Source organism: Lacihabitans sp. CCS-44, assembly GCF_024343735.1.
Lineage (GTDB): Bacteria > Bacteroidota > Bacteroidia > Cytophagales > Spirosomataceae > Leadbetterella.
This window is the reverse complement of the sequence record NZ_RJUE01000060.1, coordinates 424,868-445,648: the sequence shown is the minus strand read 5'-3', so window position 1 is coordinate 445,648 and position 20,781 is coordinate 424,868. Positions and strand designations below refer to the sequence as shown.

The 20,781-nt window shown below is 38.4% G+C and carries 18 protein-coding genes and 1 tRNA gene; 9 read left to right on the top strand and 10 right to left on the bottom strand.

What is annotated here, in order from left to right:
• The first annotated feature begins 1 nt into the window (after position 1).
• The 6 genes from EGI26_RS16165 (at position 2) to EGI26_RS16140 (ending at position 5,950) form a co-directional block, all read left to right on the top strand.
• Positions 2-1,096: an XdhC family protein gene (locus tag EGI26_RS16165; protein WP_255080061.1), complete on the top strand. Its 1,095-nt coding sequence runs from the start codon at positions 2-4 to the stop codon at positions 1,094-1,096.
• Entirely contained in the window at positions 1,097-2,284 is a 1,188-nt protein-coding gene (locus EGI26_RS16160) for a molybdopterin molybdotransferase MoeA (RefSeq protein WP_255080059.1), read from the top strand. It abuts the gene before it with no gap.
• Positions 2,285-2,302: 18 nt separating this feature from the next.
• Complete coding sequence (locus EGI26_RS16155; RefSeq protein ID WP_255080058.1) at positions 2,303-2,896, top strand: 5-formyltetrahydrofolate cyclo-ligase; 594 nt, start codon at positions 2,303-2,305, stop codon at positions 2,894-2,896.
• A 186-nt stretch (positions 2,897-3,082) separates the two neighbouring features.
• A complete protein-coding gene (locus EGI26_RS16150) occupies positions 3,083-4,075 on the top strand; it encodes an aspartate-semialdehyde dehydrogenase (protein ID WP_255080055.1) in 993 nt (330 codons plus the stop codon).
• Between the two features lie 154 nt (positions 4,076-4,229).
• Positions 4,230-5,111, top strand: a complete 882-nt coding sequence (gene bla / locus EGI26_RS16145) for a class A beta-lactamase, subclass A2 (protein ID WP_255080052.1) — start codon at positions 4,230-4,232, stop codon at positions 5,109-5,111.
• Positions 5,108-5,950, top strand: a complete 843-nt coding sequence (locus EGI26_RS16140) for a hypothetical protein (RefSeq protein WP_255080047.1) — start codon at positions 5,108-5,110, stop codon at positions 5,948-5,950. Before bla ends, EGI26_RS16140 begins: the two co-directional genes overlap by 4 nt.
• Before the next feature lies 1 nt (position 5,951).
• Here the strand turns inward: EGI26_RS16140 and EGI26_RS16135 are convergent, their stop codons facing one another.
• The 5 genes from EGI26_RS16135 to EGI26_RS16115 form a co-directional block, all read right to left on the bottom strand.
• Positions 5,952-6,587: a GNAT family N-acetyltransferase gene (locus tag EGI26_RS16135; protein ID WP_255080045.1), complete on the bottom strand. Its 636-nt coding sequence runs from the start codon at positions 6,585-6,587 to the stop codon at positions 5,952-5,954.
• A 201-nt stretch (positions 6,588-6,788) separates the two neighbouring features.
• Positions 6,789-7,553, bottom strand: a complete 765-nt coding sequence (locus tag EGI26_RS16130; protein ID WP_255080044.1) for a ThuA domain-containing protein — start codon at positions 7,551-7,553, stop codon at positions 6,789-6,791.
• Between the two features lie 126 nt (positions 7,554-7,679).
• On the bottom strand, positions 7,680-8,957 hold the full coding sequence (gene nhaD, locus EGI26_RS16125; RefSeq protein WP_255080042.1) for a sodium:proton antiporter NhaD: 1,278 nt from the start codon (positions 8,955-8,957) through the stop codon (positions 7,680-7,682).
• Between the two features lie 107 nt (positions 8,958-9,064).
• Positions 9,065-10,354 (bottom strand): Gfo/Idh/MocA family protein, encoded by a 1,290-nt coding sequence (locus EGI26_RS16120; RefSeq protein ID WP_255080037.1) that lies wholly within the window; start codon positions 10,352-10,354, stop codon positions 9,065-9,067.
• Between the two features lie 252 nt (positions 10,355-10,606).
• Positions 10,607-11,386: a (Fe-S)-binding protein gene (locus tag EGI26_RS16115; RefSeq protein ID WP_255080036.1), complete on the bottom strand. Its 780-nt coding sequence runs from the start codon at positions 11,384-11,386 to the stop codon at positions 10,607-10,609.
• Between the two features lie 235 nt (positions 11,387-11,621).
• Between EGI26_RS16115 and EGI26_RS16110 the strand changes: the two genes are divergently transcribed.
• Complete coding sequence (locus tag EGI26_RS16110; RefSeq protein WP_255080034.1) at positions 11,622-13,073, top strand: tagaturonate reductase; 1,452 nt, start codon at positions 11,622-11,624, stop codon at positions 13,071-13,073.
• Positions 13,074-13,151: 78 nt separating this feature from the next.
• Here EGI26_RS16110 and EGI26_RS16105 read toward each other — a convergent pair whose 3' ends face one another.
• The 5 genes from EGI26_RS16105 to EGI26_RS16085 all read right to left on the bottom strand — a co-directional run bounded on the left by EGI26_RS16105 (position 13,152) and on the right by EGI26_RS16085 (position 17,749).
• Positions 13,152-13,919 (bottom strand): hypothetical protein, encoded by a 768-nt coding sequence (locus EGI26_RS16105; protein ID WP_255080032.1) that lies wholly within the window; start codon positions 13,917-13,919, stop codon positions 13,152-13,154.
• A gap of 139 nt (positions 13,920-14,058) precedes the next feature.
• A complete protein-coding gene (gene clpX / locus EGI26_RS16100) occupies positions 14,059-15,321 on the bottom strand; it encodes an ATP-dependent Clp protease ATP-binding subunit ClpX (protein WP_255080031.1) in 1,263 nt (420 codons plus the stop codon).
• A gap of 133 nt (positions 15,322-15,454) precedes the next feature.
• Positions 15,455-16,126, bottom strand: a complete 672-nt coding sequence (locus tag EGI26_RS16095; protein WP_255035526.1) for a ClpP family protease — start codon at positions 16,124-16,126, stop codon at positions 15,455-15,457.
• A 122-nt stretch (positions 16,127-16,248) separates the two neighbouring features.
• Positions 16,249-17,592: a trigger factor gene (locus EGI26_RS16090; RefSeq protein ID WP_255080029.1), complete on the bottom strand. Its 1,344-nt coding sequence runs from the start codon at positions 17,590-17,592 to the stop codon at positions 16,249-16,251.
• A gap of 75 nt (positions 17,593-17,667) precedes the next feature.
• Positions 17,668-17,749 (bottom strand) — tRNA-Leu (locus EGI26_RS16085).
• 198 nt (positions 17,750-17,947) lie between these two features.
• Here EGI26_RS16085 and EGI26_RS16080 point away from each other — a divergent pair.
• A complete protein-coding gene (locus EGI26_RS16080; protein ID WP_255080027.1) occupies positions 17,948-20,221 on the top strand; it encodes a bifunctional (p)ppGpp synthetase/guanosine-3',5'-bis(diphosphate) 3'-pyrophosphohydrolase in 2,274 nt (757 codons plus the stop codon).
• A gap of 7 nt (positions 20,222-20,228) precedes the next feature.
• Positions 20,229-20,771, top strand: coding sequence for a hypothetical protein (locus EGI26_RS16075; RefSeq protein WP_255080026.1), 543 nt, complete (start codon positions 20,229-20,231; stop codon positions 20,769-20,771).
• Positions 20,772-20,781 lie beyond the last annotated feature (10 nt).

The following is a 20,781-nucleotide window of genomic DNA, read 5'->3' as shown; positions in this document are numbered from 1 at the left end:
AATGAGAGAAATAAATAAAATCATCGCTTTTTATGAAACCCTAAAAACAGATGCTAAAAACGCATGTGCTTTAGCAACAGTGGTTTATGTTGAAGGCTCTTCGTATCGCCGAACTGGAGCCAGAATGCTCGTGTCTGAAGATGGTCGCTGGGAAGGTGGCATAAGTGGCGGATGTCTCGAAGGTGATGCTCTCAAAAAAGCACGATTATCGATTCTGAAAGGAAAACCTAATTTAGCCAAATACGATACTACCAAAGGTGACGACCACCAAATTGGTGTTGGACTTGGCTGCAACGGTATCATTGAAGTGCTTTTTTTGCCTATAAACTTTGAGCTTGACAATAATCCAATCGAAATATTAAAAAGTGCCATTTTAGAGCCCGAAATACCCCTGATTACCGTTTTTAAGTCTGAGAAAAATACTGCTTTTCTTGGAAAAATATTTCAATACAAAACTCCTAATGATATTAATTTTTTAGAAGAAATCTGCGATATTCAGACGCTCGAACAAGAATTTAAGAGTCTCGATAAATCCAAAAACTTACAGATTGACAACCATTCAAGGCTGTTTTTCGAAATTCTACCATCAAATGTAGATGTGTTTTTGTTTGGACATCAATACGATATTTATCCATTCATAGAAATACTAAAATGGCTACACTGGAATATAACCGTAGTCACTGAACCCAATAAAATTGAGAACAAAACAGGCATCAACATCATTTCGCCAGAAAACTTTGATATAAGTATTTTTACAAAAAATTCGGCTGCCATTTTGATGTCGCATTCGCTTCAAACCGACAAAAAAAACTTAGCTTTACTGGCCAAAAGCAAATTGAAATATATTGGGCTTTTGGGGCCGAAAGTTCGCTCAGAAAAAATGTTGGCCGAACTAAAAGAATCTGGTATTGAAGTTAATCCAACTCAAATTTTTGGACCTACCGGCTTAGACATTGGAGCCACTACACCCGAAGAAATCGCCTTGGCCATTGTTGCAGAAATAAAGGCCGTTTTTAGCGATAGAAAAGGTGGGTATTTAAAAGAAAGAACGCTACCCATAAACGAACGTACACAGGAAATCTTTAATTTTAACTGAATGATCTCAGTAGAAAATGCTTTGAAACTGGTTTTAGAAAACACCATTTCTCCTAAAACAGAACTGGTGAATTTTCAGACATCTTTGGGTAGAGTATTGGCTGAAGATTTGGTGGCAGACCGTGATTTTCCTCCTTTTGACAGAGTGACCATGGACGGCATCGCGATAGATTTTTCAGCATTGGTTGCTGGACAAAAAAACTTCAAAATACAAGAAATGCAGGCGGCTGGGGACGAGCAAAAAACACTCGATTCTCATGAAAACTGTATAGAAATAATGACTGGAGCGGTCTTGCCAAAAAACTCCAACACTGTTATTCGATATGAGGATTTGGAAATTGAAAATGGCTTCGCAACGATATTGGCAGAAATAAAACCCCATCAAAATGTGCATTTTCAAGGACAAGACAAGTTGTCTGGCCAAGTTTTGGTTCGGGAAGGGCAAGTAATAAATGCTTCGCATGTAGCCATAGCCGCTTCTATCGGTAAGCACCTTTTGGGAGTTCGGGCTTTGCCAAAAATAGCGATTGCTTCATCTGGAGACGAGTTGGTGGGGATTTCTGAAGTTCCGCTGCCTCACCAAATCCGACTTTCTAACGTTTATGCCATTGCCTCCATTCTTAAAAAAGTAAGTGCCGCAGTAGATATTTTTCACATCAATGACACTTTGGACGGCTCGGTTTCGAAAATAGAAGAATTGCTCAAAAAATATGATGTGCTGATATTTTCTGGTGGAGTATCGATGGGCAAAAAAGATTTTATACCTCAAGCTCTTGCCGAAAACAACGTAAAGGAGCTCTTCCATAAAATTGCACAAAAACCTGGTAAACCCATGTGGTTTGGCAAAAGTGACACGACGATTGTGTTTGCCCTACCCGGAAATCCAGTTTCAACTTACTTGTGCACCATCAAATATGTTTTGCCTTGGTTGAAAAAGAATTTGGGAATTCTTGAGGAAAAAAACCCAAGTGTGATTTTGACAGAAGATATAGTTTTCAAGCCCAAATTGAATTACTTTTTGCAAGTAAAAATTGAGAATGATAATGGTTGTCTTTACGCCACGCCATTAAAACACCACGGATCGGGTGATTTTATAAGTCTGGCAGAGGCCGATGGATTTATAGAATTGCCATTTCGGGAGTCTGGCCTATTTTTGAAAGGCGAAATCGTTGATTTCTTCGCTATTTAAACTAAAAACATTTAAACTGTGACTAAAGCTGAAATCAGAAAAATATATAAAGATAAAAGAAAGGCTCTGACAGTAGAACAGTGTGAAAAATTCAATAAAAAGATACATGATTTGGTTTTCAGCAGACTCGCAATTCATCGGTATTCGCCAATTCACCTATTTCTACCCATTTTAAGAAACAATGAGCCTAATACACACCTGATAATCAATACACTTAGGAAAGATTTTGCCCCTGATTTGTATATAAGTAAAAGTTTGGAAAATGGTGAGCTGGTTCATGTAAAATATGAGGTCAGCACCATTTTAGAAACCAACGCTTGGGGCATAGAAGAACCTAAAGACCTTACCGAATCACTAAGTTCAGAAGCCTTTTTTGAAAAATACAAAACCGAAGATATTTTAATATTTGTACCGCTTTTGGCCTTCGACAAAAAGGGAAACCGAGTGGGGTATGGCAAAGGTTATTACGACAAGTTTTTACAGTTCGCCACACAAGACACCACCATAGTTGGACTTTCGATCTTTGAACCTGTTGAACTGATAGAAGATACCGACGCTTTTGACATAAAAATAAATTTTTGTGTTACACCTGAGCGGGTGTGGCAATTGTAAAAGGATTTGAAAAATCGTTCTACTAATATGTCCAACCTATTTTTATTAAAAAATCTTTTTCTTAATTTTGCAACCCATTTACACCCATCAATACGTTTACAACAAATTCAACAAAAAGAGAATAGACCTCTCTCTTTATCAATAATTTAAATGCTCTGCCATGGGTCGGGGGGTACATTAATTATCATGAAAGTTGCAGTAGTAGGAGCTACCGGTCTAGTGGGTGGCGAAATCTTGAAAGTTTTGGCGGAAAGAAATTTCCCAGTTACAGAAATCATCCCGGTCGCTTCGGAGCGTTCTATCGGGAAAAAAATCAGTTTTAAAGGCCAAGAATTTACGGTTGTGGGTTACGACGACGCCATCAAAATGAAGCCAAACGTTGCCATTTTCTCCGCTGGCGGTGGCACTTCACTCGAAATGGCCCCTAAGTTTGCTGAGGCCGGCATTACGGTTATCGACAATTCATCGGCTTGGCGTATGGATCCTACCAAGAAATTGGTGGTGCCTGAAGTGAACGCTGACGTGTTGACGGCAGAAGACAAAATCATTGCAAATCCAAATTGCTCTACCATACAGATGGTGGTGGTGATGAAGCCTTTGCATGAAAAATATAAAATCAAACGTGTGGTAGTATCTACCTATCAGTCGGTTACTGGAACAGGCAAAGCGGCGGTTGACCAACTTTTTGCAGAAAGAGCGGGTGACGATAGCGTAGCTAAAGTGTATCCGCACAAAATCGACTTGAACGTGTTACCTCACATCGATGTATTTCTTGAAAATGGTTACACCAAAGAAGAAATGAAGATGATCAAAGAGACCAACAAAATCATGGGCGACGATAGCATCAAAGTAACGGCTACTACAGTTCGTATCCCTACTATTGGTGGTCACTCTGAGGCTGTAAACATAGAGTTTGAAAATGACTTTGATTTGACCACTGTTCGTGAGCTTTTGGCAGCCACAGAAGGGGTGATTGTTCAAGACGACCCGGCCAATTTCCTTTACCCAATGCCGATTACTGCTCACGGTAAAGACGAAGTTTTTGTGGGCCGTATCCGTAGAGACGAATCACAAGAAAAAACACTAAACCTTTGGTGTGTAGCCGATAACCTACGAAAAGGAGCCGCCACAAACGCAGTACAAATAGCAGAACATCTTTTGAAAAAAGGGTTGATTTGATTTCAGAACAGAAACGAATATTAGAAAATCCCGCTGAGTAATTGGCGGGATTTTTTTTGTAAAAAATTGGACAAAAAGTGTGATTTTAATTTATTCAAAACCAAATAGTTTTAAAATCTTACAAAAACTTTAATTTTATGATAAAAATACATAAATGAGAAAATTTTACTCTTTGCTAATTATTCTGCTTTCTATAAAGTCTTTTGCCCAAACCACAGACTTAAATAAACAGTTTTCAGAAATTTTGAAAGGCAAAAAAGTAAAAGTAGGTGTTTCAATATACGATTTCAAGAACAAAAAATCTTACGGAATCAACCAAACGGAGCATTTCCCGATGCAAAGTGTCTTCAAGTTTCATATTGCTTTGGCGGTTTTAGACTTAGTGGATAAAGGCAAGCTGAGCCTTTCACAAGAAGTTTACATTTCGAAAGAACGCATGGAACCAGATTGGTACAGCCCTTTACGAACCAAATACCCTAACGGTAATGCAAAACTAACGCTGGCTGAGATTTTGAAACCAACGGTTTCGGAGAGTGACAATGTGGGATGTGAAGTTCTGCTTGATCTCATCGGAGGTCCAAAAGTGGTGGACGATTATCTAAAAAAAATAGGTATGAAAGACGTACAAGTAAAACATAACGAAACCGCTATGCAGGCTTCTTGGGGGCCACAATTTGAAAATTATTCTTCGCCAAAGTCTGCTATTGAATTATTAAGGGTTCTTCATGACAAGAAAATACTTTCTGCTAAAAGTCAGGATTTTATCAATAAACTATTACTAGAAACCTCCACTGGGCCTAATAGACTCAAAGGATTGTTTCCTGCTGGAACTATATTAGCACACAAAACAGGAACCTCTGGCACCAACAAAGAAACGGGAATAATGGCGGCAGTAAATGACATCGGAATCGTAACCCTCCCCAATGGAAATCAGTTTGCGATAGCCGTTTTTGTGAGTAATTCGAAAGAAAAAATCGAAATCAACGAAAAAATTATTGCTGAAATAGCCAAAGCCACCTACGATTATTTGAAATGAGCGATTACGAAGATTTAGTAACCAAATTCAATTCTTGCACTTTACCAAAAGAAAAATGGACGCATGAAGCTCATTTGATTGTAGCCATTTGGTATTGCAAATCCTACGATTTGCCCAAGGCTTTGAACTTACTGCGTTTTCATATTAAAAGTTTTAACCTTTCAGTCGGAACACCCAACACAGACAGCCAAGGTTATCACGAAACTTTGACGAGGTTTTGGCTCTTGGTCGCCGCAAACTTTGTGAATTTAAACAAAGAAAAATCTTTTGAAGAAACTGCAGAAACGTTTATAAATTCTGATTGGGCTAGCCGAAGTTTGGCTTTGAGATTTTATTCCAAAGACGACCTTTTTTCTTCAAAAGCAAGAAATGAATGGCTGGAGCCAGATTTAGAAAAGCTGCCGATTGATAACGAAGTGGCTTTCCCTTTAGAAAAACACCAAATACTTTCTGATGAAGAATTTGCCAGTCAGTTTACTGATAAAACGCTTATTCCTGAAATTTTTACACACGAAGCCCACTTACGATTGGCTTGGATTATGATTCAAACCCATGGGCTAAACCTTGGTTCTGAAATAATTTGTGAACAGATTTTGGCTTTTGTAAAGCCCCTTGGAGCTGAGGAAAAGTTTAACAAAACACTAACGGTTGCCTCCATTAACATGGTTCATCATTTTATGCAAAAAGCCGAAGCCGCTAATTTTCTAGATTTCATCCAAGCTTTTCCAACATTGAAATATGACTTCAAACAATTGGTTTCTGAACATTATAGCTTTGACATTTTAAAAAATGAAAGGGCCAGGAAGGAATTTGTTGAGCCTGATTTGATGGGATTTTGAATTATAAAAAAGATAAAGCATCTACTTTTTCGCTTACTGATTTTATAGTTTTAGAAAGATTATTATCCTCTCCCTCAATCCCATAAAGCTCAGAATAAAGCAATTCTACCAAAGTTTTAATTTCTGCTCCGGAAAACTCGTTTTTTGAACTATACGGAACAATCATAAGAATCTGCTCCGTTGAATTTGTGCCATCCAAAGCTGGTAAGATATATTCTATGTCTTTAAGCCAAAGTGCTCCATTTTTTTGGTAAAACGCTATTCGTTTAATTTTCAAGAATTTATCATCTCCAAAATCGGGGTCATCTACTTCCATAAGCAGATGTTTATGTTGCTGATTTGCATAATCCTTCAGAAACTCAAAAAGCCTCTCTCCTATTTGCTTGCCACGGTGGTGTTCTTTGACGGCCAAGTAGTCTAAAAGTAAAAAATCAGACCCAAGTAAGTCAAACAAGAACCCAATGCCCACGACTTCGTCGTTAATTTTAGCGGCAAAAAGTACTTCTTTGTCTTCTTTAAGTCTGATTTTTAATGTTTCTAAAGTCTGACGCTCATTGGCTGGAAATGAAGATTCATAGATTTTGAAGGCCTCGTCGAGCGTTTCTTTTTGATCTATTGTTATCTTTTCTATTTCCATGTTCTAGTTTGACACAGAGTTACACCAAGGTTTCTTTTTATTCACTTTGAGTTTTTGAGGTTCACAGAGTATTCTCTTTGCTCATTTTGGTTTATTAAACACATAGCCACACAGTTAATATAGAATACTATGTCCTTGTGCCTGAATGCTTTCATAACTTATGACAAATACCTCAGTGCCTTTGTACCTCAATGCCTTGCTTTACTCAATCCCCTTACCAGTAGCTGCCCAATAAATGCCGCCATAGATGTGGTCAAGGAAAGTTTGGTCTGAAAATGTTGACGGAATGTGTCCTAAAGCCGTGTAAAAAGCTCTTCCGCCATCGTAAGGATGATACCAACTGATTGGGTGAACAGCCCCCATACCTTTGCCTTCGTTGGTTCCCCATTTGGCGTTTGGATTGTAGGTTTTTTCATCTACTGTTACCAATATTTTCAAGTCTGTGGCTTTGGCAGGTGTCTGAAACTCATACCATTCGTCGGTCCAAAGAAGTTTTTTCGGGAAACGCTCCATGCCAGGGAAATTGCTGTCTTGTACTCTCAAATAAGCCGTTTGGTTGGTCGGATGTATTTTAAACATCATCCCCACCATTTTGGTGTACCACGGCCATTCATATTCGGTGTCAGACGCAGAGTGTATTCCTACCCAACCTTTTCCAGCTTGTATAAATTTCTCCACTGCCTTTTGTTGTTCGTCGTTCAAAACATCTGCTGTGGTGTTCAAGAAAATAATAACCTGATATTTCTCTAGATTTTTCTCATTAATAAACATGGTGTTTTCCTGCCAATCCACATCAAAAAAGTGTCTATCACCCATTTTTCGAATAGCCTCCACGCCCTCATGAATAGATTCATGGTGCCAGCCAGCCGTTTTTGTAAACAATAAAACCTTGAATTGTTTTTGAGAAAAAGCAGAAATACTGCAAAGAAATAGTACTGCTAAGGAAAAAAAATATTTGTTTTTCATAATATTTTGATTGGTTGAATATTTATATCCAAAAATACGAAAAGATTTGGTTTCTAAAAGTTCTAAAAAATAAAAGACCTTCGAGCCAATGCCCAAAAGTCTTTTTATAGATTTATGACTGGTAAATTAGAAAATCATCTTTTGTAATAAAAACACCCCGATTCCTGCAAAATAACCTATCAAAGCAAGCCAACTCATTTTTTTCAAATACCAGAAAAACTCTATTTTGGCCAACCCCATGGCCGCTACGCCCGCAGCCGAGCCAATGATGAGAATACTACCGCCCGTACCCGCACAAAAAGCCAACAGTTCCCAAAATGGGTCGTCCATTGGAAATTGTTCTAAATTGTACATTCCCATAGCCGCAGCAACCAATGGCACATTGTCTACAATTGCTGATAGTAAGCCTATTACGGTAACAACTACGGTTTGGTTTTTAAGATTTTCGGTTAACCAATCTGCCGCCGAAGTAAGCATTCCCATGGTCTGCAAGGCTCCTACGGACAACAAAATACCCAGGAAAAACAGTATGCTTGGCAAATCTATTTTTTCGATAACACGAAAAATAGAAAGCTTACTTTTTACATGTTCTTCTTTATCTTTTAGCAATAGCTCAGAAACAGCCCAAATGGTGCCCAAGGCCAGCAACATACCCATAAATGGCGGCAAATGTGTAACCGATTTAAAAACAGGCACCGACAATAAACCTACCAAGCCTACCCAAAAAATGGTTTTTTTGCCAAAATCACCATCTGTATGTACTCCATTTTCTTTACTGCTCTGTGACTTAGGCAGTACTCCTTTCATTTGTGTAGATAGTACATAAGTAGGGATTAATAAACTGATAAAGGACGGCAAAAACAGCTGAGTCATTATACTCATGGTAGATATTTGTCCACCAATCCAGAGCATGGTGGTAGTTACGTCGCCAATAGGTGACCATGCTCCGCCAGCATTTGCTGCAATAACAATTAGGCCTACATACATCAATCGCAACTTGGAGTCGTGTACTATTTTGCTTACCAAGGCCGCCATTACAATTGTGGTAGTAAGGTTATCTAACAATGCAGACATAAAAAAAGTAATCATGGAAATAATCCATAGTAATCTTGACTGACTGGTGGTGGTTATTTTATCGGTAATAATTTCGAAGCCACCATAAGTTGCTATTAACTCAACGATGGTCATGGCTCCCATTAGAAAGAATAAAATGCCCGCAATTTCGCTCAAATGTTCATTGAGATGATGCTGTGTCTCTTCAATGTTTGTAGAAACTAAAGCAACTATTGTCCAACACAGTACGCCTGTTAATAATGCCGAAGCCGATTTGTTTATAGATAACTTGTGCTCCATTACGATGGCAGCATACCCAACAACAAAAATAAGAACTATGAGTCCTTCCATAAAATCTTGAATTATTAATGCCCAAAATTAGCTTGTTTTTTAGCAATCCTTCTCAATCCTTTCAAATATTTGGACAGTGTATACCTTTAAACCCGACCTGTTTTTAATTAGGTATCTATCAAATTCCATTCTTTACGGTAAGGCCTCCAAAGCATTTTGTTTGCTTTCCTATTTTTCATGAAACGTTCTGTTTCAGGATTCCACTTTAAAGATTTTCCTAAGCGGTAAGAAATTAATCCCAAATGCATCGGCATGGTCATTTTTCGGGCGTATTCCAGATTACTTTCTGGTTGTTTACGACTTTTTACTGCATCTATAAAGTTTTGCTGATGCCCGGGTGAACGAATTATTGAAATCGGTACTTCAGGAACATCTAGCATTGTGATGCCATTTATGGTAATTTCTTTGGTACCATAATCACATATTAATGTACCTTTTTCACCTTCAAAATATGCTCCAATGCCTCTTGTGGCCGCTCCTGGGACATTTGGAGGTGTTGATGTCCAGAAGATTTTCAAGTCATCAAATTCATATTCTATTTCTATAGTCTTCGGTGCGTCGCCAACTCCGTCTGGTTTTTGGCCATTTGCCGTAACTTTTCTAAGATTTTGAGGATTCAGTGACATCCAAACAATATCGGCAATATGACACCAAAAATCCTGAAACACTCCGCCAGAATAATCTAGAAAATATCTGTAATTGAAATGCACACGCTCTGGGGAATATTCGTGATAAGGTGCTGGTCCAAGCCACATATCATAGTTGAGATTGGCTGGTGGTTTTTGGTAATTTGAAGGACCTAGTACTGGCGGAAGTCCTGTTTTCCAAAGCCTTACAGTATTTATTTTGCCTAAAACACCCGACTGAATAATTTCCTGTACTCGGTGGTAGTTGTCGCTTGCGTGTATCTGTGTGCCGAGCTGAAATATTTTATTGTGCTTTTTTTGTGCTGCCAACATCATTTGACCCTCTCTTACGCTGTAGGATAGCGGCTTTTCGCCATAAACATCTTTTCCAGCTTCGAAAGCCAAAATAGCCAACTGTGCATGCCAATGATCTGGGGTAGCAACGGTAATGGCATCAATGTCTTTTCTGTCCAAAACCCTCCGGAAATCGTCAAAAAACTCAAGTTTTCGGTCAGGATATTTGGTTGAATATTTTTTTGCGGTGTTGTTGAGATGCTCTGAATCCAAATCGCAAATACCCACTACGTCAACCTCGGGTAATGCAGCGAACCAATTCAAGTGGCTATTGCCCATTCCTCCAAGGCCAATATGTGCTACTCGGACTTTATCACTAGGGGCAATTCTTCTTGCAAAACTCGGAAATACCGCCATGCCAAGCGTAGCTAATGTCGCCTTTTGAAGGAATTCTCTTCTTGATGAAATGTTTTTCATAGAAAAAATAGGGTTGAATTATTTTGAATATGAAAGTAGGTGTTTTTTTAATCGAGTAAAACAATTTTCCAAAATTCTTTGGCTGAGTTGGCCTCAAATATTAAATAAGGCAATTAATATGGTAATAATTCTGTTTTTTTTAATATTGGACTAAAGCAGGTCCGACCTGCGGTCGAACCCTCAATAAGGCGATAAATGAAGCGTTTTTTTATATATTGTACCGGCAGGTCCGACCTGCGGTCTGACCGTCACTTACAAGCTTTCTGCCAAAAGCTCAGCTAGGTCGTAAACTTTTACTTCGTGTTCCTTCTCTTTATTTTTTACGCCATCAGACATCATCACCATACAGAAAGGACATGCTACAGCTATCGCTTTTGAGCCTGTGGCTATGGCATCCTCAATGCGTTCTATGTTGATGTCTTTTGTGCCTTTTTCAGGTTCTTTAAACATTTGTCCACCGCCAGCTCCGCAACAAAGGCCGTTAGTTTTGCATTTTTTCATTTCTACCAGCTCCGCATCCAAGGCTTTTATCAAATCTCGTGGTGCTTCATAAATATCGTTGGCTCGGCCCAGATAACAGGAGTCGTGGTAGGTGATTTTTTGTCCCTTAAACGCTCCGCCTTCTACTTTAAGTTTTCCTGAATTTATCAATTCTTGCAAATACGTGGAATGGTGAATTACGTCATAACTTCCGCCAAGCTCTGGATATTCATTTTTTAACGTATTAAAACAATGCGGACAGGCCGTTACTATTTTTTTTACACCATAGCCATTCAAAACTTGAATGTTTTGCTGAGCCAGCATCTGAAACGTAAACTCATTACCTGCTCTCCTGGCGGGATCACCCGTACAGGCCTCCTCAGTACCTAAAACCGCAAATTTTATATCAATATGATTCAAAATTTTTACAAAAGCCTTGGTCACTTTTTTATACCTGTCGTCAAACGACCCGGCACATCCTACCCAAAACAATATTTCTGGCGATTGACCATTGGCGGCCATCTCGGCCATTGTAGAAATTTTGTAGTCCATAGTAATTTATGATTTGAAACAAAAATAGTATGCTTGCATAACAATTGCAAATTGTTTCATTTTTTATTGTTCACTTCCATGAGAAAATAGTATTTTTTTGATGTCCCACTTTCACTATGGTACAAATATGACCACCTATTGGTATTTGTTGTCAAATTATCATCAAATAATAGTTGGATTTTACTAAAAAATAAAGCAATAATTAGATATTTTTGACCTTTCAAATAAACATTCAATGCTTAACAAGACCACTAAAAATATTACCTCTGTTTATCCAGAAAAAGTTCTTCAATTTGGTACTGGAGTGCTGCTAAGAGGTTTGATAGATTATTTTATAGACAAAGCCAACAAAAAGGGCATTTTCAACGGAAGCGTGGTAATGGTAAAAACTACCGGCCCTGATGTTTCAGAGTTTACGCAGCAAGACAACCTTTACACCATTTGTGTGAGGGGAATTGAAAACGGAGCAGCCATAGAAGAAGACATTGTGGTGGATTGTATCAGCCGCACTTTAAGCTCAAAAACGCATTGGGACGATATACTAAAAACGGCAGAAAATTGTGAAATTCAGCTAGTTGTATCTAACACCACTGAAGCGGGCCTGCAATATGTTGAAGAAAATGTAACACAAGGTTGCCCAGAGTCTTACCCTGGAAAACTAACCGCTTGGCTACACAAAAGATTTACGACCAACCAGGTAGAAACCTTGGTAATTCCTACCGAATTGATTGTCAATAATGGAGGAGTTCTTAAAGAAATAGTTTACAAACATGCTCAACAAAATAAACTAGGAGATGCGTTTGTGGCGTGGTTGGATGAAAAAGTCAAGTTCTGTAGTTCGCTTGTCGATAGGATTGTTCCGGGAAAACCAAGCGGAGAAGAGGCTCAGAAGCTATATGAAAGAATTGGCTACAAAGACAGCTTGATTATCAAATCGGAAGTGTACCGCTTATGGGCCATAGAAGGAGAAAACATCGAAGACTTTTTGGAATTCGCTGAAGCCGACAATGGCGTCAAAATAGCCAAAAACATTGACAAATATAGAGAACTAAAGCTAAGACTACTAAATGCTCCGCATACACTTCTGTGTGGAATGGCTTATTTGTCTGGTTTCAGGCTTGTAAAAGAGGCCTTGAGCGATGAGATGATGGAGAAATATATCACTATTCTGATGCTTACCGAACTTGGGCCAGCTATTGCTCTTAATTTAGACCAAAAAACTACTCACCGATATGGCAGAGAAGTAATGGATAGATTTAGAAACCCCTATCTTGAGCATCAATGGTTGAGCATAACGCTTCAGTATACCCTCAAAATGAAGGCGAGGGCTATTCCACTTCTTATCAATTATTACAATACCTTTGATTCGGTTCCACAATATTTTGCAAGGTGTTTTGCCGCTTACCTTCTTTTCATGAAGGTAACAAAAGAAGAAGGTGGGAAGTTTTACGGAGAAACCGAAGGAGAAACCTACCTCATAAATTGTGATTCGGCGTCCTATTTTAAAACCGTATGGGAGCATAAGTCTGCTCACGAGGTTGTATCGCTAGTTCTGAAAAATAAAGAACTGTGGGGTCACGACTTAACTACGCTTAAGGGCTTCGAGAGTAATGTTGAAAATCATTTGTCAAATATGATGATTTGTGGTGTAAAAGATGTTGCGTCTGCCTTAAATGTTTATGCTTAAATAACAAGGCCATCAAAAAAAAGAGCCTTTGAACACTAATTCAAAGGCTTTTTTTGATAAAAGAATGTGTCAAATGTTTTATATTCCTTCGCCTATTTGGTTAATTTCATCCACAACTTTTCCATCGTCAGGTGAGCCAAAGATATCTTCAAAGGCCGCATAAAGACTACACATACCCAGTGGTAATGTAAAAATAATTCCGACACCTAAGACCAACATGCCAGCACCTACTATTACACCAACTACAAACAGAAAAACAAAAATCATAAACCAGTTTTTGCCTACCACTTTCCTGCTGATTTCCATAGCTGCCCAAGACTCTTTGTTATGAAAAACAGCAACCAAAGATGAGAAAGTCCAACTTACACCAAAGTAGGCCATTACTAACAAACCAAGGCCCAAAATCGGCAGTGGACCCGCTAAAACAGCAGAAAAAATTTCAGCAGAGCTGCTATCTCTAAGTGTGAAAATACTTACACCAACAGAAATTAAAAACGGTAGCATACAAATAAGAAAAACCACCATGGTAATAAGTGCAATCACGATCAGTTTCCCAGCTGAACTAAAGCCATTAAAGAATGTATTGAAAGGAGGAATGGTATTGTCTTGAGATATTTGTTTAGAAACCAAATGAAATCCAAAAACCAAACATGGAGAAATCACCAAGGAACTGATAATGTTTAAAAATGGGATAAAATTCACAACCATGGTTATAAGAAAATACAAGACCGTATAACCAATATAGGCCCCCATGTTTTCTTTAAAAATTTCGTAACCACGTGATATGTAATCGCCGATTTTTACTTCATAGCCATTGGCCAAATTGTTCTGGAGTTTTTGTGACATTTGAATAGGGTTTAATTTTAAGATAATGCAATTTAAAAATTACTTTTATAAAAACAAGATGGCTTAGGGCTTGATACATTATAAAAACAAAAAAACCCTTGATTTTAAAAATCAAGGGTTTACAAAAAATATTGATACTTTACGCCACCAGTTTCACCTCATAAAAGGTTGAATGCTCAAATTTCCGCTGAGCGTATTCTTTGGTAACTGCAAATGATTTTATGCTCTTGTCAGAAGGTAATTCAAACATGGCGTCCGTTAGTATTGCTTCGCAAATTGACCTTAGTCCCCTGGCTCCAAGATTGAAGACAATGGCTTGGTCTACAATGTAATCCAGTGCTTCGTCGTTGAATTCGAGCTTTATTCCTTCCATATCAAAAAGCTTTTTATATTGCTTAATCAAAGCGTTCTGAGGTTCGGTCAGAATCTTTCGAAGGGTTTCTTTGTCTAAAGGATTGAGATAGGTTAACAAAGGCAAACGTCCTATTAGCTCTGGAATCAAGCCAAAAGACTTCAAGTCCTGTTGAGTTACAAACTTCAAAAGACTGTCTTCGTTGTTAAAATCAAGTCCTTTAGCATCTACCTTGAAGCCAATTGGTGCTTTGTTGATTCTCTTTCCTATATGACGGGCAATGCCATCAAAAGCACCTCCGCAAATAAACAATATGTTCTCCGTATTTACCTGCACCAGCTGTTGGTCTGGATGTTTTCTTCCACCTTGTGGTGGTACTCCTACTATAGAACCCTCTAAAAGTTTCAATAATCCTTGCTGCACTCCTTCCCCGCTTACGTCACGAGTAATAGATGGATTATCCGATTTCCTAGCTATTTTGTCTATTTCATCGATGTAAACTATTCCTCTTTCTGCCAATTCTGAATTATAATCTGCCGCCTGCAGCAATCGGCTCAAAATACTCTCCACATCTTCACCCACATAACCGGCTTCGGTAAGAACCGTGGCATCGGCAATAGCAAACGGCACTTGGAGCATTCTCGCGATGGTTCTGGCCAAGTAGGTCTTGCCAGTGCCTGTTTCGCCGACCATAATGATGTTCGACTTTTCAATGTTTACGTCCTCATCGCCTTTGGGTTGCGAAAGTCTCTTGTAATGGTTGTATACAGCTACTGACAACACCTTCTTGGCTTCGTCTTGCCCGATTATAAATTTATCGAGATACTTTTTTAGCTCAATAGGTGGTTTTATGTCAAATTTTGGAATGTCCGCTCCCTTTTTCTTTTTCTTCGTTTTGGGTCCAACACCATACAGTTCTTGTTGAATCAATTCATATCCTTGCTCTATACACAAGTTGCATATATGCCCATCTGTTCCCGATAGTAGAAGCTCCACTTCGTTTTTTTTTCTCCCACAAAAAGAGCAGTTGGGTTCTTTATTTGATGCCATTTATTAAAATTTTTATAAAAATAATTGATTTTGACTAATTTGTAAGTAAAAGTAGTCTTGAAATATCTATCTACTTGAAATAAAAATGAGCCTTTCCTCGATTCTTGGAAAGGCTCATAAAGATTTTTTTTGATCAATTTCTATACAAAACCTCGTCTATCAAACCATAGGCTTTTGCTTCTTCTGCTTTCATCCAGTAGTCTCTGTCTGAGTCAGCTTCTATTTCTTCAAATGTTTTGCCTGAGTGTTTCGCAAGTATTTCATAAAGCTCTTTTCTTAGCTCAATGATTTGCTTCACCGTAATCTCCATATCGCGAGATTGTCCTTGAGCACCGCCACTAGGTTGGTGAATCATAACACGTGCATGAGGCAAGGCAGTACGCTTACCAGCCGCACCTCCAGCCAATAATACCGCTCCCATTGAGGCCGCCAAAGATGTACAAATAGTAGCAACTTCGGGTCTTACATATTGCATGGTGTCGTACATTCCCAAACCAGCATAAACCGATCCACCAGGACTATTGATGTACATTAAAATGTCTTTTTTGGCATCTACAGATTCTAAAAACAACAACTGAGCCACAACGATGTTGGCGATTTGATCGTCAACACCAGTACCCAAAAATATGATTCTGTCCATTATCAAACGAGAGAATACATCAATGGCCGCAAAACGCATCGGTCTTTCTTCGATAATGTTGGGAGTCATGTTGGTTACATTGTGCTTCATGTAGTCGTCTATCATCAGACCACTCATTCCTTGGTGATGCACCGCATATTTTCTAAATTCTTCTCCTAAATGCATTTTAATTATTTTGTTTATCTTAAAACTACCTAAATTATCTAAAAGTTCAAAACTCCCAAAACGTAAAAATCGGGTTTGAGCGAACCCAGTACCCGATTTTCAAATCTATATTTTCGAACGAATTATACTTTGTATTTCTCAGAAGCTATCTCGTTGAATTCTTCTACCAAGACTGACTTGGTTTCTTTCTTCACTTTATCTTTTACAAAATTCAAAACTTTTCTACCAAAAGCCTTCTCGTAGTGCTTTTTGGTGGCTTCATTGTTTTTCTCACCCAATTGTTTCTTGGCCATGCTATCAATGAATTCTTCCATGCCTTCAAAACCACCCTGTTGTCCAAAATATCCTCTGATTTCGTTTTTCACTTCTTCCAAAACGTCATCATACTGTATTTTCAAGTCGTTTTGTTTGGCTATTTCAGTTCTAATCAAATCTAATTTAAGACCTCTCGCTATAGCGTCGTACTCTTTCTCTACGTCTTCAACAGTAGCTTTTCCTTGGTTTATTTCTACCAACCATTTTTTCAAAAACTCTGTTGGAAGTTCAATCGACGTGCTGTCAATCAACATCTTATCCACATCAAAATCTAACAAAAAGTCTGATTCTCTGTTGTAGTTTCCTTTGATGATTTCTGTTAGTTGGCTCAAAAACTCTTCTTCACTGGATGCTTTTCCTGGCCCTAAAACCTTGTCAAAAAGCTCTTGTGTGAGTTCCGACGGTTTGATTCTTGTGATTTTTTCCACTACAAACTCAAACTCGCCTTGCAATGCCGCCGCATCCTCATCAGATTTGCCAGTGGCAAAACCCAACTCTTTGTCTGAATTAAAGATAGATTGTATATCAAGCTTTAGAGAGCTGCCTTTTTCTAAGCCTACAAATAGTTTTTGAGACTCTTCCTTTACTTTGTCAGTCGGAATGCCCGACTGAAACATAAACTCACTTGACTCTTGGCTTAGTTTTCCAAAAATAATGTCACCAACTTCAGCTTCTTCTGGCTCTGTTTCTACTCCAAATCTATTTTTAAGATCTTCTACGGTATCGTTTACCTGCTTATCAGAAGGCTGAATCTCATATTGTGTAAGAACTGGAAGTTTTTCTAAATCTACTGTAAAATCAGAAGCGAAACCAATTTCGTATTCAAAAACGAATTCTTTCTGAGCAGACCAATCTATTTTGTATGCATCTTCTTTCGGAGTAGGTTCGCCTACAACATTCAACTTATTGTCAGTGATAGTTTTATTTACTTCATCACTTGCAATTTTTATGACCTCGTCAACCAAAACACCTTTGCCATAAATACTTTTAATATATTGAAGTGGCACATGACCTGGTCTGAATCCTTTTACTTGAGCCGTTTTAGCGTATTCTTTAAGTTTTTTATCTACTAATCCCTTGTAATCTTCCTCGCCAACTTCTACTGTCAGATTAGCCAATGTAGAAGAAACTTTGTCAAATTTTGTTTGCATTTACTTGAATTTTTGTTCGAACTCTATAAAATTTAAAAACCCTTCAATCATACTTGAGGATTGAAGGGTTTGAAGTACGGGCGGAGGGAATCGAACCCCCACGCCTTGCGGCACTAGATCCTAAGTCTAGCACGTCTACCAGTTCCGCCACGCCCGCAAATGAATACGTCTTTCGCTTATTCGGGGTGCAAAGTTAGACTTATTTTTTTATTTTTCAAATAATACACAAATGTTTTTCAATTTTTTTGAAGATATTCCCGCCAAACTAAAGGTAATGCAATTTTTGCTTTAGAAAATATTAGTTTTTGTATACATTAGCAGAAATTAAGTCTATTTCTGGGGAGGAGAAAAATTGATGGGATTGAGTAACGAGAATATATTGGCCGTAGAGCTACCGCACGAATATTATACCGAATCCGAAAAAAAGGAAATAACCAAGTGGTATAAGAAGATTTTGCGTGGAGCAAAGGAGCATATCAAAGATGGTGATACCAAATTGATAAGAAAGGCTTTGGATATTTCTATGGAGGCTCATAAAGAAATGCGTCGCAAATCAGGGGAGCCGTATATCTATCACCCGCTGGAGGTAGCCTATATCTGTGTGGAAGAAATTGGCCTTGGACCCACTTCTATTATATGTGCCCTGTTGCATGATGTGGTTGAAGACACAGCAATAACTTTGGCCGAAATAGAAAAGGACTTTGGCCCTAAAGTAGCACAAATAATAGATGGCTTAACCAAAATAGCCGAGAACTTCGAGCAAACGCAATCTGCCCAAGCTGAGAATTTCAGAAAAATGCTCTTGACGCTTTCGCAAGATGTGCGGGTAATTTTGATAAAATTGGCAGACAGGCTCCACAATATGCGTACCTTGGGTAGTATGGCTCGCAATTCTCAGCTAAAAATTGCCCATGAAACCATTTACATTTACGCTCCTCTGGCTCATAGACTAGGCTTGTACCAAATCAAGTCCGAACTCGAAGATTTGTACCTAAAGTATACCGAACCAGAAGTTTACAAAGACATTTCTTCTAGGCTTAATACCTCCCAAACCGCAAGAAAGAAGTTAATTGATAGTTTTATGAGGCCTATTTCGAAGCGGCTAAAAGAAGCCCACCTCGATTTTTATATCAAAGGCCGGCCAAAACACATTTATTCTATCTGGAAAAAGCTTAATGCTCAAAATGTTACTTTTGAGAACATTTATGACCTTTTTGCGATACGAATAATCCTCAGGGGAATACCTCCACAAGAAAAAGAAAAAGAAAAGGCGGCTTGTTGGCAAGCGTATTCTATTGTAACAGACGAGTATAGGCCTAACCCCGACCGACTAAAAGATTGGATATCTACCCCCCGAGCAAATGGGTATGAATCCTTACATACCACCGTAATGAGCAATGCCGGCGTTTGGGTAGAGGTGCAAATCCGTACCGAACGGATGGATGAAATAGCCGAAAAAGGCTATGCCGCCCACTGGAAATATAAAGGTGCAGACACGTCACTTGACAAACCACTTGACAATTGGCTGAACCAGGTGCGAGATACACTTGCCTCAAAAGACAGCTCAGCCATTGAATTTTTAGAAGACTTTAGAGGTAATCTTTTCAACGAAGAAATATTTGTTTTTACGCCAAAAGGCGACCTGAAAGTATTAAGAAAAGGAGCAACCGTCTTAGACTTTGCGTTTGATGTCCATACCGAAATCGGTCGGAAATGCACCGCAGGAAAGGTAAACAGCCACTTGGTGCCTATAAGTCATGTCTTGCAAAATGGTGACCAAGTGGAGATTCTAACCACCAAAAATCAGAAACCTTCAGAGGATTGGCTAAGGTTTGTGGTAACTTCAAAAGCCAAGGCAAGAATAAAAGATACCCTCAAAGAGTCCAACAAAGGATATGTAACAGAGGGTAAAGAGCTAATAATAAAGAAGCTGAAAAATCTTGGCTTAGAAAATAACCTAGAGACGTTTAACCAGCTGCGGGCGTTTTTTAACAAGAAAGACTACAACGAATTGTTTTATTTCTTCGGAAAAGGATACATTCTACCGGATGAAATCAAGAAGTTCAAACACGAAAGAGAAGCTCTTGTAAATCGTCAGAAAAAAATTGTCATCGACGAAAAGGCCTTCAAGGATGCAAAGAGCTTTGAAAAAGAAATAAAACAAACCAAAGGCAACGACACCCTGCTTATTGGCGATGACATGCAGCACATCGATTTCACGCTATCAAGATGTTGCAATCCTATTCCTGGTGATGACGTTTTTGGATTTTTAACCATTAATGAAGGCATAAAAATCCATAGAAATCTCTGTCCAAATGCCCAACAATTACTCTCAAACTATGGAAACAGGGTGATAAAAGCACGTTGGGCGAGTCAAATTGAGAAATCCTATTTGGTGTCAATAGACCTCAGTGGAATCGACAGAGTGGGTATGATTCAAGATATTTCGAAGGTAATTTCTGGAGAATTACACATAAACATGCGTGGATTGTCGGTAGAAACTTTCGACGGAATATTTGAGGGGAAAATAAAAGTGTATGTATTTGATACCAAACATTTGGATATTCTGATGTCAAAATTGGAGGAAATAGATGGTGTAAGCAATGTATCAAGAGGACAAACAGAATAAATAGAGCATGAATAAAACAAAAATAATAAAAGCACAAATCATATTGTTTCTGGTAACAATTAGCATGTTTGCTAAAGCACAAGACTCGAGCTTTGTGGCAGCAATGACTTACAAAAGAGGTGTTTTAGACACAAAAATCCTTCACTTGGGAACCGCAATTAAACAGAAAGAAATATTGAGTCTTTATACTAATGAGGATGCAAAAAAATCAATTCAACTTTACAAAAAATCTAAATACTTTCTTCCAGCTGGGCCTCCACTTGTTTTGGGGGGAATTTATCTCGGTTATGATGCCATAAAAGGCACAAAAATGCAGACCGAAGTAGATGGAAAACTTTACACCTACTACGTACGACCTATAGAACAATTGTTAGGCGGAATTGCCATATTTGCAGTAGGGATTTGTATGATAGAATATGCCAATGAGTTTAAAGCAAAATCTGTGGACCTTTACAATGAAAAGTTAAAAAGCAAAGCGAAGTCAAAAGAATTAGACCTCAAAATTGGATATACGCCCAGCCGAAATTTTGGCCTTTATGCTAACTTTTAACAATTTTATT

Bases quoted from the DNA above. Each gene is read 5' to 3' on its own strand.
- EGI26_RS16165 (WP_255080061.1), top strand. From the start codon at position 2: ATGAGAGAAATAAATAAAATCATCGCTTTTTATGAAACCCTAAAAACA.
- EGI26_RS16160 (WP_255080059.1), top strand. From the start codon at position 1,097: ATGATCTCAGTAGAAAATGCTTTGAAACTGGTTTTAGAAAACACCATT.
- EGI26_RS16150 (WP_255080055.1), top strand. From the start codon at position 3,083: ATGAAAGTTGCAGTAGTAGGAGCTACCGGTCTAGTGGGTGGCGAAATC.
- bla (WP_255080052.1), top strand. From the start codon at position 4,230: ATGAGAAAATTTTACTCTTTGCTAATTATTCTGCTTTCTATAAAGTCT.
- EGI26_RS16140 (WP_255080047.1), top strand. From the start codon at position 5,108: ATGAGCGATTACGAAGATTTAGTAACCAAATTCAATTCTTGCACTTTA.
- EGI26_RS16135 (WP_255080045.1), bottom strand. From the start codon at position 6,587: ATGGAAATAGAAAAGATAACAATAGATCAAAAAGAAACGCTCGACGAG.
- EGI26_RS16130 (WP_255080044.1), bottom strand. From the start codon at position 7,553: ATGAAAAACAAATATTTTTTTTCCTTAGCAGTACTATTTCTTTGCAGT.
- nhaD (WP_255080042.1), bottom strand. From the start codon at position 8,957: ATGGAAGGACTCATAGTTCTTATTTTTGTTGTTGGGTATGCTGCCATC.
- EGI26_RS16120 (WP_255080037.1), bottom strand. From the start codon at position 10,354: ATGAAAAACATTTCATCAAGAAGAGAATTCCTTCAAAAGGCGACATTA.
- EGI26_RS16115 (WP_255080036.1), bottom strand. From the start codon at position 11,386: ATGGACTACAAAATTTCTACAATGGCCGAGATGGCCGCCAATGGTCAA.
- EGI26_RS16110 (WP_255080034.1), top strand. From the start codon at position 11,622: ATGCTTAACAAGACCACTAAAAATATTACCTCTGTTTATCCAGAAAAA.
- EGI26_RS16105 (WP_255080032.1), bottom strand. From the start codon at position 13,919: ATGTCACAAAAACTCCAGAACAATTTGGCCAATGGCTATGAAGTAAAA.
- clpX (WP_255080031.1), bottom strand. From the start codon at position 15,321: ATGGCATCAAATAAAGAACCCAACTGCTCTTTTTGTGGGAGAAAAAAA.
- EGI26_RS16095 (WP_255035526.1), bottom strand. From the start codon at position 16,126: ATGCATTTAGGAGAAGAATTTAGAAAATATGCGGTGCATCACCAAGGA.
- EGI26_RS16090 (WP_255080029.1), bottom strand. From the start codon at position 17,592: ATGCAAACAAAATTTGACAAAGTTTCTTCTACATTGGCTAATCTGACA.
- EGI26_RS16080 (WP_255080027.1), top strand. From the start codon at position 17,948: ATGGGATTGAGTAACGAGAATATATTGGCCGTAGAGCTACCGCACGAA.
- EGI26_RS16075 (WP_255080026.1), top strand. From the start codon at position 20,229: ATGAATAAAACAAAAATAATAAAAGCACAAATCATATTGTTTCTGGTA.